Raw genomic sequence first — 13,022 nt, 5'->3', positions numbered from 1 at the left:
TCCTGAATCCACTTATTCAAATCCAATGTCCCTTAAATTCCTTGCTGAAGATGACCGACCCAGAGAAAAATTTCTGCTGAAGGGCAAAGATTCACTCTCAGATGCCGAACTTCTGGCAATCATTATGGGAAGCGGCAACCGCGACGAATCGGCGGTGGAACTGGGAAGGAAAATTCTGAAATCTGTCGGTAACAACTGGCATAATTTATCATTGCTCCGGATTTCTGATCTGATGAAATTTAAAGGAGTGGGTGAAGCGAAAGCGATTTCCATTGCGGCAGCCCTTGAAATGGGACGCCGAAGAGCTTCTCAGGAAGTGCCGGAAAAAATTCAGATCAGCAGCAGTACCGAAAGCTACCGGATGCTTTCTCCTTTCTTATCCGATCTGCAGACGGAGGAATTCTGGGCCTTATTTCTGAATCAGAACAACAGGGTCATTTCGAAAACGAAACTCAGTTCCGGCGGAATTAACCAGTCGGTAGTAGATATCAGAATTCTGTTTAAAGATGCGCTCGAAAATTTCGCCACGGGAATTATTATTGCCCACAACCATCCGTCCGGAAACCTAAAACCCAGCCAAGAAGATATTAAAATCACCCGTCAGATTGCAGATGCCGGAAAGTTACTCAATATTCAGTTGCTCGATCATTTGATAATCACCCAAAATGCCTATTTCAGTTTTGCTGATGAAAATTTATTATGATCAAAAGACTGAAATACAAGGAAATTGACTTCAAAAAATATGAAAACTGTATTGATACTTCTGTGCAGAAGAATTTCTATGCCCACAGGGAAATACTTGATTTTTTAAGTGGAAACTGGGAAATTCTGGTGTACGGCGATTATGAATTTGTAATGCCGGTCCCATTTGTGAAAAAATTTGGTCTTCGATTCGTGCATATACCTTTGTTTTGTCAGCAATTAGGTGTTTTCGGAAAAAAAGATTGTCCGGAGATTAACCTTGAATTTCTGACTTTTTTACAGAACAATTTCAGAACGGTGATCTATGCTTTTAACTGTAAAAATACCATCAGAAACTACGCTGTTACCAAAAAAAACTATTTCCTCGGAAAGGGCGATTATGCTTTAAACCGAAAGAATTATTTCAAAGGCCGAAAATCAACTGTTAAATCGGCACAACATCTTATTTTTAAAGAACTTCAGCTGGATTCTGAACTGCTTGCTTTTATAGAAAAACATTTTAAAGGCCTTGATAAATCGGCTGATCGAAATAAATTTCTCACATATGTTACATATTTGAATCAGGAAGAAAAACTCAGAATCTTCGGCAGTTTTAAAGAAGTAAAATTAACCAATCTGGCTCTAATTACTGATTCCGGTTCCTCTTTTTCGCTACTTGGACTGATGAATGATGATGAGTTTATGAAAGAAAACGGATCCTCATTTCTTATCGACCGCATTCTTAAGGAATATCTTCATGAAAGGTCATTCGATTTTATGGGCGGGAATATCCGGGGAATTGAAGTCTTTTTCAAAAGTTTCGGTGCCCAACTGCAGGAATATCCGATTGTACAGCCTTCAAAACTCAAAATTTTCACGAACATCTTCCCCAACCAGCAATAATTGCTTATTTTTGCAACCTCAAACAGGCAGATGAATTTCGAACCATATTACCCGTACGTTTTTGCGCTCCTCATTGCAGTTCCGCTTTTGGTTTTGTTCCGCCTGTTCGTGTTCACTTATATTGATTTGAAGAATAAGGAACTCGAGATCCTGTCGGTAAAATCAAATAACGAAAACAATCTGCAGGCCTACGAAAGAATGACACTTTTTCTGGAACGTCTGAAACCTTCGAATCTTGTTGCGAAATTCAACAGCGATCTGAACGTGCACGAATATATCTTCCTTCTGGAAAAAAGCATTTCCGAAGAATACGACTACAATTCCTCGCAGCAGCTATACATCAGCAAAAATTCATGGCAGAATATTGTAGAGTGCAAAAATATGATTATTAAATTGTTGCACAGCACTTATGAAACGCTTGGCGATAATGCAGATCTGAAAGATTTTAAAACCGTTTTCCTGATGAATTATGTGGAAGGTGAGGATTTTATTTCAGACAGTCTTCAACTGCTGAAAAAGGATGCTTTGTTCCTGACCGCAAAATAATAGTAATTAAAAAAATTAGAATAGATAAATGATACCAAATTTTAAAGCCCACCCATGGCACGGAATTTCAGCAGGTGAGGAGGCTCCGGATGTTGTAAATGTTTTTGTGGAAATTGTGCCGAGTGATACGATCAAATATGAAATCGATAAACAAAGTGGTTATCTTAAAGTTGATCGTCCGCAGCAGTTTTCAAATATTATTCCTGCGCTTTACGGATTTATCCCGAGAACCTACTGTCATGATGAAGTCCTGAAACTAGCAATTGAAAGAGGTGCAACCGATGTAATGACGGGAGATTTGGATCCACTTGATATTTGTGTACTGAGTTCGCATAACATCCACTCAGGAGGAATGCTCATGGAAGCCATCCCAATTGGTGGTTTTAAAATGATCGACAAAGGTGAAGCCGATGACAAAATTGTTGCCGTAATGAAAGGCGATCACGCATTCGGGCATTTTAGAGATATTACAGAACTGCCGCAGGCGGAAGTAAAACGATTAATGCATTACTTCTTAACCTACAAAAATCTTCCGGACGAGCCTGCAAAATGCAGAATTGAGGAAGTGTACGGTTCCGAACACGCCAAGAAAGTGATATTGGCTTCTCAGGAAGATTATGCCAGCAAGTTCGGCGGCTAAATAACATATTTAACAAAAACAAAAAGCAGGTAAAATATTTTTACCTGCTTTTTTGTTTTTTAAGCCCATTGATAACGATTTTTTAAAAATAGGTAAAAGTACGTGTGAATTTTACTATATTTAACACATTATTAACTATTAAAACTTAAATGATCTATGGACTTATTTTATTTAGTGCCGGTTTTTGGGGTTATTGCATTGATCTATACTTTCGTGCAAAGCGCGTGGGTGAGCAAGCAGAATGCAGGCAGTGACCGGATGAAAGAAATCAGCGGACATATTGCTGACGGCGCAATGGCATTCCTGAAGGCGGAATACAAAATCATGATGTATTTCGTGGTAATTGTTGCTGTGTTGCTGGGTATTATGGGCGCCTCAAACGCCAATTCCCACTGGTCAATCGGTTTGTCATTTGTTGTGGGAGCTTTCCTCTCCGCTTTAGCCGGATTTATCGGGATGAAAATCGCTACAAAATCCAATGTCAGAACCGCAGAAGCCGCCAAAACATCGCTATCAAAAGCCCTTAAAGTCTCTTTTACCGGAGGTTCCGTAATGGGAATGGGTGTTGCAGGTCTGGCGGTCCTCGGTTTGGGATCGGTGTATCTCATCATCAAACAGGTTTTTGCACCGCATTCAGGGGTGGATACCCATGAAATGGAAAAAGCCATCGAAATCCTTACCGGATTTTCACTGGGTGCCGAATCCATTGCCCTTTTTGCAAGAGTAGGCGGCGGAATTTATACCAAAGCTGCCGACGTAGGCGCTGATCTCGTTGGAAAAGTGGAAGCCGGAATTCCGGAAGACGATCCAAGAAATCCAGCCACGATTGCTGACAACGTAGGAGACAATGTGGGTGATGTTGCCGGAATGGGAGCGGATTTATTCGGTTCTTATGTCGCAACGGTTCTCGCCACAATGGTTTTGGGACGAGAAACTTTTTCAAACGATGCTTTCGGTGGTTTTGCACCGATTCTACTCCCGATGCTTATTGCTGGAACTGGAATTATTTACTCGATCATCGCCACATTTTTCGTGAAAATCAGTGAAGATTCAGATCTGGATACTTCTAGAGTACAGAATGCCTTGAATTTAGGAAACTGGGGAAGTATTGTCCTTACTGCTATTTCTTCTTACTTCTTGGTAAATTATCTTTTGCCGGACACAATGGTTCTGCGGGATTTTGAATTCACCAAAATGGGTGTATTCGGTGCGATCATGGTGGGTCTTGTCGTGGGAACACTCATGAGTATCATTACAGAATATTATACCGCAATGGGTAAGAGACCCGTAAAAAGTATCATCAAACAGTCTTCTACCGGTCACGCCACCAATATCATCGGCGGACTTGCAGTAGGTATGGAATCCACTTTACTCCCGATTTTGGTTTTAGCAGGCGGGATTTACGGATCGTATCTCTGCGCCGGTCTTTACGGAGTTGCGATTGCAGCTGCCGGAATGATGGCCACTACTGCCATGCAGTTGGCGATTGATGCTTTTGGCCCGATTGCAGATAATGCAGGCGGAATTGCTGAAATGAGCGAACTTCCGAAAGAAGTGCGCGAAAGAACGGATATTCTGGATGCTGTTGGAAATACTACTGCTGCTTCCGGAAAAGGTTTTGCCATCGCTTCCGCAGCTTTAACTGCATTGGCGTTGTTTGCGGCTTTCGTAGGAATCGCAGGAATCGACGGAATTGATATTTACCGCGCCGATGTTCTGGCCGGACTTTTTGTGGGAGGAATGATTCCTTTCATCTTCTCATCGCTGGCGATTACCGCAGTGGGACAGGCTGCTATGGCCATGGTGGAAGAAGTGAGACGTCAGTTCCGCGAAATCCCTGGAATTCTGGAAGGAAAAGCCGTTCCTGAATATGAAAAATGTGTAGCCATCTCCACGGATGCTTCCATTAAAAAAATGCTTTTGCCGGGAGCCATCGCTATTGTTTCACCGCTTTTGGTAGGATTTATTTTCGGACCTGAAGTATTGGGAGGATTCCTGGCTGGAGCTACGGTTTGTGGTGTTCTGATGGGAATGTTTCAGAACAATGCCGGCGGTGCGTGGGATAACGCTAAAAAATCCTTCGAAAAAGGCGCCGAAATCAACGGAGAAACCTATTACAAAGGTTCCGAACCTCACAAAGCTTCAGTAACAGGAGATACGGTGGGAGATCCTTTCAAGGATACTTCCGGACCGTCGATGAATATCCTCATCAAACTGATGTCCATTGTTTCTTTGGTGATTGCACCAACTTTGGCCATCATGCATAAAGATCAGATTGAAGCCAACAGAGCGGCTAAAATCGAAAGTCTGTTGAAACACTCCTCCTCAGCTGCGGGTTATGGAACTGATGTAAATGCTGTAACAGGAATGAACCTCGGAACTTCAGATTCCATTGCAAACACTGCAGTAAAAGGACATCTGAATGAAGATGGTGATTTTGTTTACGAAACCGGAGAAATGCAGGAAGTGAAACTCAACAACAAATCGATTGCACTGGGCAAAGGAAGCCAACTTTATCATCTTTATCAGGGAGTTCAACTTCAGGATAAAACAGTATTGGATACAAATTCGTGGTACACGCTTGAAAATCTTTATTTCAGAAGCGGAAGCAGCGACCTGAAAATGGGTTCCGAGACGCCGCTGAACAATCTTGCAGAAATGATGACTGCTTATCCGACAATGAGAATAAAACTCGGAGGTTATACCGACAATACCGGAAATGAGGACACCAACCTGAAACTTTCAAGCTTAAGGGCACAGACGGCCAAACTGAAACTCCTGGAACTCGGAATCGCCGGCGACCGGATTGAGGCCGAAGGTTACGGATCGCAGTTCCCGGTTTGTGCCGCGAATGATACCGATGAGTGTATGGCTCAGAACAGAAGGATTGATGTTCGAGTTCTGAACTTTTAAGAAGTCAGCCAAAAATTAGAATTAAAGCCGGAGATGTTCTCCGGCTTTTTTCATGCGGGTCACTCCGTCCCGCAAGATGTTTGAGGCGTTGGGCATTTACCCGATTGCTCCCGCAGGATGTTTGAGGCGTTGGGCATTTATCCGATGGCTCACGCAAGTTGTTCGAGGCATTGGAGGTTTCTCCGATGGCTCCCGCAGAATGTTTGGGACATTGGAGGTTTCTCCGATGGCTCCCGCAAAATGTTTGAGGCGTTGGAGGTCTCTCCGATGGCTCCCGCAGAATGTTTGGGACATTGGAGGTTTCTCCGATGGCTCCCGCAAAATGTTTGAGGCGTTGGAGGTTTCTCCGATGGCTCCCGCAGAATGTTTGGGACATTGGAGGTTTCTCCGATGGCTTCGCAAGATGTTAGAACCATTGTACGGTTATAATATGGCTGCAACAAAATGATGGGCAGATTTTGAAAAATAATTGTACTTTTAAAATTCCAAAATTAGATCTATGAAAAAAATCCTTATACCGCTGTTTTCTGCTGTAATCCTTACAAGCTGTGCATCTGTAAACTATTCCTACGAAGGAAACGCCTTCAAAGAATCCTACAATTCCATTTCGCAGGATGACCTGAAGAGGAACCTTTTTGTAATCGCTGCCGATGATATGGAGGGCCGCGACACCGGAAGTGCAGGACAGAAAAGAGCCGGAGCATACATGGTGAAACAGTACCAGAATATGGGAGTTTCTTATCCAACACCCATGAATTCCTACTACCAGAAAGTGCCTGCATCTTTTATGAACGCAAAAAGCAGAGGCGAGACCCTGCCGGATTCTGAAAATATCATGGCCTATATTCCCGGAAGCGAAAAGCCGAATGAAATTATCGTCATATCCGCACATTATGATCATGTGGGAACCAAAAACGGCGTGGTGTACAACGGTGCCGACGATGACGGAAGCGGAACGGTGGCGGTGATGGAAATTGCAGAAGCATTCCAGAAAGCCAAAAAAGCCGGTCATGGCCCGAAACGTTCGGTTTTGTTTTTACATGTAACAGGCGAGGAGCATGGGCTTTTTGGGTCGGAATATTATGCTGAAAATCCCGTTTTCCCTTTGGCAAATACGGTTGTGGATTTAAATATCGACATGATCGGGAGATGTGATGCCGGAAACTGTGGAAAAGATTATGTGTATGTCATCGGGTCGGAAATGCTGAGTTCAGATCTGAAAAAGATCAATGTGGAAGCCAACAACAAAACCGCAAAACTTGAACTTAATTACAAATACGACGATCCAAGCGATCCGCAAAGACTGTATTACCGCTCGGATCATTATAATTTTGCCAAAAACGGCGTGCCGGTTGTTTTTTTCTTCGACGGAATTCATGAAGACTATCACAAACCAACCGATGATCCCAATAAGATTGATTATGCAGCGCTTCAGAAACGTGCGCAGCTGGTCTTCGCTACAGCCTGGGAACTGGCCAACAGAAAAGACCGAATTATGGTCGATAAAAAATAAAGAATTTCATAAATATGAAAGCCGGGCAAAATTTGCCCGGCTTTTTTGTGGAACAGTAGCTTCACCGGGAATCGAACCCGGATCAAAAGTTTAGGAAACTCCCATTCTATCCGTTGAACTATGAAGCTGAAATGCATTACAAAAATAAGAAGAAATCCTTAACGAAAGAGGAGGTGTTTGTAATTTATCGCCGGACCAATACTCAATAAAAAGAATCCGCTGTTTAGCAGCGGATCCAGTAGATAAATACATCTCATTTTTTAGTTAAACACCACTAAAAAAGCACAGCCGACGGTGCTGTGCTTAAATTTTTATACTAAATTTAAAAGTAATTCTATAGGTTTCAGAAAAGAGTTTGATCTTCACTTCAGTCTTATTTCACTGTAAATGTAAATAATATTTCAATACGAAATGTAAACCAAATGTTAAAATTCACACTTTATCCACATTTTTTTGTGGATAAGTGATTTACTTATTTTTTATTTCAAAGCTTCAATTTCGAATTGCGCTATTCGTCTTACGTTGTAAGAATGGTAACCCAAACTTTCAATGTCATGCAATAATTTGTAGATATTGGAATTTTTAATAGTATCATTATCAAAAGAGAAGGACACATGATATAATCTATCCGAATAATCCCTCATGTTTTTATCTAAAGATTTCGATTGTAATAAAGGATAGATTTGGTTAAAACTTATTAGATGTAAACTGTCCTTCTGCAATAATCTTTTCATAGGTTGAATTTTATTTGAGCCCCAACCGCACCAATTCGATATTAATTTTTCATTGTAATAATAAACCGAGTTGTCTTTCAAAATTATAAAATTTATAGCTCCTTTTGGATAATCAAATTGTTTTACTTCTTTTACAGAAGATAAATCTGGATTTTTATATTTTGTGTCCTGAGAATGTTTTTCAAGATCATTATTAAATTTAGAAACGATGAATACTTTCTTTTCACTACTTTTCTTATCATCTCCTTTACAAGAAGTAATTATTAAAGTCATGAGCAAGATTTGAAAGAAAATTTTCATAGACTTAATTTATAATTTTTCCTTCAGAAATTTCGCCGTATGGCTTTTTTTATTCTTAATCAGATCTTCCGGCGTTCCGGCAAAAACCACCTCACCACCGTGTTTTCCGGCTTCAGGACCAATATCAATGATGTAATCCGCGGATTTGATAATGTCGGGCTGATGTTCAATCACAATCACGGAATGCCCCAGTTCAATAAGCGCCTGCAAAGAAGTCAGCAGCTTGTTGATGTCGTGAAAATGCAGTCCTGTGGAAGGTTCGTCAAAAATAAACAGCGTTTTGTCGGTTGTGGCTCCTTTCACCAGAAACGAAGCCAATTTTACGCGCTGCGCCTCACCGCCGGAGAGCGTTGAGGAACTTTGCCCAAGTTGCAGATAACCCAAACCAACTTCCTGCAGCGGTTTCAGTTTGGTCACAATTTTTTCCTGAAGATTTTCCTTAAAAAAGTCCAGCGCTTCATCCACGGTCATGTGAAGGATGTCGGAGATGTTTTTTTCGTCAAATTTAATCTCGAGAATTTCGTTTTTAAAACGGGTTCCTTTACACGTTTCACATTCCAGTTCAATGTCGGCCATAAACTGCATGGAGACGTTGATCACCCCTTCGCCTTTACAATCATCGCATCTCCCGCCATCCACGTTAAATGAAAAATGTTTCGGTTTCAGGCCCTGAACGGTCGCCATTTTCTGTTTTGAAAACAGGTCACGGATGTCGTCATACGCTTTTAGATAGGTAACCGGATTGGAACGCGACGATTTCCCGATCGGATTCTGGTCGATGAGTTCAATGTTTTTAATGAGTTTTTTCGGGAATTCCACTGAATCGTAATCGCCCTTCTTGCCGCCCATTCCTAACTGAATCTGGAGTTCATTGGTCAGGATTTCCTTCATCAAAGTTGATTTTCCGCTTCCGGAAACGCCGGAAATTACGACAAGGCTTTCCAAAGGAATATCCACATCGATATTTTTCAGGTTATTTTGCCGCGCGCCTTTGATCTTGATCCATTCTTTTGCTTTTCTTCTGGATGAAGGGACTTTTATCTCCAGTTTGCCGGTCAGGTATTTCGCAGTCAGGGATTCGGAATGTTTCAGAGCTTTGAAATCGCCCGCAAACACCAGTTCGCCTCCCAAATAGCCGGCTTCCGGGCCAATATCGATGATATAATCTGCGGCTTTCATGACATCTTCATCATGCTCCACCACAATTACGGTATTTCCCAAGTCACGGAGGTTTTTTAAGACCTCAATCAGATTTTCGGTATCGCGGGAGTGCAAACCAATAGACGGTTCGTCCAGAATATAAATGGAACCGACGAGTGAACTTCCAAGACTGGTCGCCAGGTTGATCCGCTGCGATTCGCCTCCGGAAAGGGTGTTGGAAGTTCTGTTGATCGTTAGATATCCCAAACCGACTTTCTCCAGGAACTCCAGACGCGTCGTGATTTCGTAGAGCAGCCTTTTCGCAATTTCGGCGTCGTGTTTATTGAGTTTGAGCGATTTGATAAGGGGCAGAAGTTCGTCCAGCGGCAGTTCGATCATCGACTGAATGTTATGTCCGCCGATTTTCACCCATTTGGTCTCCTCACGCAAACGAAGGCCTTCACAAGTGGAACACGTAGTTTTTCCGCGGTATCGTGAAAGCATCACACGGTACTGGATTTTATATAAATTTTCTTCCAGCATCTTGAAAAAACTGCTGATGGAAGGGAAGTTCCGGGTATTATCACCTTTCCATAAAAAATTCTTCTGCTCTTTTGTAAGCTGATGATAAGGTTTGTGAATAGGGAAGTCATTTGCTTTTTTAATAAAATCTTTTCTCCAGGCACTCATGCTTTCGCCTTTCCAGCTCGCAACGGCTTCCTCGAAAACGGAAAGATTTTTATTCGGAATCACGAGATCTTCATCGATCCCGATAACTTTTCCGTAACCTTCACATTCCGGACAGGCGCCATACGGATTGTTGAAACTGAAAAAGTGTACATTCGGTTCCATGAACTCCATGCCGTCGAGTTCAAATTTATTCGAGAAATCGGTGATTTTTCCGCTTTCAATATTCTTCAGCGAGCAGTAACCGTGTCCTTCATAAAACGCCATCTGAATGGAATCGGCAAGCCGCTGAAGGAAACTTTCATCCTCTTCATAACTGAAACGGTCGATGACCAGATGAATTTCCATATCTTTTTCCGGAACGAAACCAAAACTTTCGAGATCTTCAATCCCGGCTACATTTCCGTTGACTTCCAGACGTGTAAAACCTGAAACCTTCAAGGTTTTGATCATTTCCGAAAAATGCGAAACTTCAAAATTCAGCGGACTTCTCAACAGGAAAGTCTCCTTTTCGGAAGCTTTGATGAAATTGATGACATCTGTTACCGAATCTTTTCTCACCTCATTTCCGGATACAGGCGAATAAGTTCTTCCGACCCGTGCAAAAAACAGTTTCAGATAATCGTAAACTTCAGTAGAAGTCCCGACTGTAGAACGCGGATTGGAGGAAATCACCTTCTGCTGAATCGCGATAGATGGCGCCAGACCTTTGATGTCATCGACTTTGGGTTTTTCCAGTTTTCCAAGAAACTGCCGCGCATAGGAACTTAAACTTTCCACATACCTGCGCTGTCCTTCAGCATAAATGGTGTCGAAAGCCAGAGAAGATTTGCCGCTGCCGGAAACTCCGGTAATAACGATCAGTTTATTCTTCGGGAGCAATACATCAATATGTTTGAGGTTATTGAGGTGTGCATTTTTTACGAAAATCTGTTTCTTGATATCTATATCGGTCATAGTAGCCATGGGTAAATTAAGACCTACAAAATTACGGTTTTTAACCGAAAATGCAGACCGGGAATTTTAATATTTCTTTTACTCTTCTTCATAATAACTTTTCTTCTGCAGATTTCTTATTTATATTTGCCGCTTCTTTTTAATGAAAACTTTACCGCTGAAAAGATGGCGGTTCATGATATCTTTTTGCAATGAAAAATATTCTTCTCTCTTTGTTTTGTTTAGGAAGTGCAGCCGGGATTTCGGCACAGGAAAACGAAAGTAAAATCCCGGAAATTACCATTCAGGGGAAATTTGTTACGCTCCCGCTCGAAAGCGTGAATGAAAACATCACCGTTATTTCCAGAAAAGAAATCGAAAATTCTCCTGCAAAAAGCATCGAGGAAGTTCTGGCGCAGTTTACCGGTCTCGATATCAGAAGGAGGGGCGGAAACGGTGTTCAGGCAGATATTACGCTCCGCGGAAGCAGTTTCGAGCAGGTTCTGATCCTCGTCAACGGAATCCGGATGAGTGATTCGCAAACCGGACACAATTCCATGAGCATTCCGTTTGATCTGGTTTCTGTCGAGAAAATTGAAATCATCAAAGGACCGGCTGCAAGACGTTACGGGAACAATGCCTTTGCAGGCGTCATCAACATCATTACCAAACCCAGTGCCGATGAGAAGGCGACCGTTTCCGCGAGCGGTGGAGATTTTGATACGTACTCCTTAGGTCTGGGCCTGAATTTCGGAAATGAAAGACTGTCGAATTTCATGCAGATCAGTTCTTCCGGTTCGGAAGGTTACCGCTACAATACCGATTACAAAATCAACAATATTTATTATCAGAACCAATACCGGCTGGAGAACGGAAATATCCGGTTTCAGGCGGGGATTCAGGAGAAAAAGTTCGGAGCAAATGGGTTTTACGCAACGCCTGCAGCCAAAGACCAGTACGAGGAAACACAGGCTTCCGTAGTGAGTCTCGGAATCGACAAAAGAACAGGAAGATGGAGCCTCAATTCGAATGTATACTGGCGGAGAGGGCAGGATATGTACGAGTACATTCGCAACAAGCCGGAAGTCTACCGGAACATGCACATCGGCAATAACATCGGCGGAGAGATCAACGGGAGTTACTCCTCAACATGGGGAACAACGGGACTTGGTGTGGAACTGCGCAAGGAGTTTCTGGCCAGCAACAACCTGGGACACCGCGAAAGATTCGTCACTCAGGTGTTTTTTATACACCACTTTTCGTTTTTCCAGAATAAACTGAATATCGTTCCCGGAGTTTCATGGGCCAATTACAGCGAAGAAGGGAATTTTTTCTATCCCGGTCTCGAAGCCGGCTATGACTTCAATAACAACCATAAAATCTACGGGAATGTCTCCAAAGTCAGCAGAATTCCAACCTTTACTGATCTGTATTACGTGAGTAACACTGAAGCCGGAAACCCAGGCTTAAAACCGGAACATGCCATTTCAGCGGAGGTGGGTTACCGTTATCAGAAAAACAATATGCTTCTGAAAGTAAGCGGATTCCTACGCAATTCGGAGAGTTCCATCGACTGGGTGAAGCAGAACCAAGCCGACATCTGGCGTGCCGGAAACATCGGTAATCTTGATACGAAAGGGATCGAAGTTGAGCTGGGGCAGCATTTCAATTCGTTTGTAAAGTCCTATTCGGTGGGATATACCTTTTTAGAGAACCATTCTCAGCAGCCCGCCAATCTGCTTTCGCGCTATGTGATGGAAAACCTTAAGCATCAGTTCGTGGCGAAACTGGAGAACCAGCTCTTCGGGAAGCTAACCAACCAGCTGATTTACCGCTATCAGGAAAGGGTCTCTACCGGAAGCTACCAGATCCTGGACGAGAAATTAAGTTACGACTTCCGTAAGCTGAATCTGTATGTGCTCATCAACAACATCACGAATGCCGGGTACACAGAAACCTACGGTGTTCCGATGCCGAAACGTTGGTTTCATGTAGGTTTTACCTATGAGATCCCTCTGTAAAAGTATAA

The 13,022-nt window shown here is 42.6% G+C and carries 9 protein-coding genes and 1 tRNA gene; 7 read left to right on the top strand and 3 right to left on the bottom strand.

Annotated features, from left to right (window positions below):
- The first annotated feature begins 25 nt into the window (after positions 1-25).
- The 6 genes from radC (at position 26) to FUA25_RS03930 (ending at position 7,196) form a co-directional block, all read left to right on the top strand.
- Entirely contained in the window at positions 26-703 is a 678-nt protein-coding gene (gene radC, locus FUA25_RS03955; RefSeq protein ID WP_147755580.1) for a RadC family protein, read from the top strand.
- Entirely contained in the window at positions 700-1,584 is an 885-nt protein-coding gene (locus tag FUA25_RS03950; protein ID WP_147755579.1) for a hypothetical protein, read from the top strand. Before radC ends, FUA25_RS03950 begins: the two co-directional genes overlap by 4 nt.
- Before the next feature lie 30 nt (positions 1,585-1,614).
- Positions 1,615-2,130 (top strand): hypothetical protein, encoded by a 516-nt coding sequence (locus tag FUA25_RS03945; protein WP_147755578.1) that lies wholly within the window; start codon positions 1,615-1,617, stop codon positions 2,128-2,130.
- Between the two features lie 28 nt (positions 2,131-2,158).
- Positions 2,159-2,770, top strand: a complete 612-nt coding sequence (locus FUA25_RS03940; RefSeq protein WP_147755577.1) for an inorganic pyrophosphatase — start codon at positions 2,159-2,161, stop codon at positions 2,768-2,770.
- Positions 2,771-2,926: 156 nt separating this feature from the next.
- Positions 2,927-5,683: a sodium-translocating pyrophosphatase gene (locus FUA25_RS03935; protein ID WP_147755576.1), complete on the top strand. Its 2,757-nt coding sequence runs from the start codon at positions 2,927-2,929 to the stop codon at positions 5,681-5,683.
- Between the two features lie 499 nt (positions 5,684-6,182).
- A complete protein-coding gene (locus tag FUA25_RS03930; RefSeq protein WP_147755575.1) occupies positions 6,183-7,196 on the top strand; it encodes a M28 family metallopeptidase in 1,014 nt (337 codons plus the stop codon).
- Positions 7,197-7,252: 56 nt separating this feature from the next.
- Here the strand turns inward: FUA25_RS03930 and FUA25_RS03925 are convergent.
- The 3 genes from FUA25_RS03925 to uvrA all read right to left on the bottom strand — a co-directional run bounded on the left by FUA25_RS03925 (position 7,253) and on the right by uvrA (position 11,023).
- Positions 7,253-7,324: transfer RNA gene (locus FUA25_RS03925), tRNA-Arg, on the bottom strand.
- Positions 7,325-7,675: 351 nt separating this feature from the next.
- The gene (locus tag FUA25_RS03920; protein ID WP_185146651.1) at positions 7,676-8,230 is read right to left on the bottom strand and encodes a hypothetical protein; all 555 of its coding nucleotides are present in this window, start codon (positions 8,228-8,230) and stop codon (positions 7,676-7,678) included.
- Positions 8,231-8,239: 9 nt separating this feature from the next.
- Positions 8,240-11,023, bottom strand: coding sequence for an excinuclease ABC subunit UvrA (gene uvrA / locus FUA25_RS03915; RefSeq protein WP_147755573.1), 2,784 nt, complete (start codon positions 11,021-11,023; stop codon positions 8,240-8,242).
- A 182-nt stretch (positions 11,024-11,205) separates the two neighbouring features.
- Here uvrA and FUA25_RS03910 point away from each other — a divergent pair, with 182 nt between their 5' ends.
- Positions 11,206-13,014, top strand: a complete 1,809-nt coding sequence (locus FUA25_RS03910; protein WP_147755572.1) for a TonB-dependent receptor — start codon at positions 11,206-11,208, stop codon at positions 13,012-13,014.
- Positions 13,015-13,022: the final 8 nt, after the last annotated feature.

This window comes from Chryseobacterium sp. (assembly GCF_008014695.1).
Classification (GTDB): Bacteria; Bacteroidota; Bacteroidia; order Flavobacteriales; family Weeksellaceae; genus Kaistella.
This window is presented reverse-complemented; position numbering and strand designations above follow the sequence as displayed.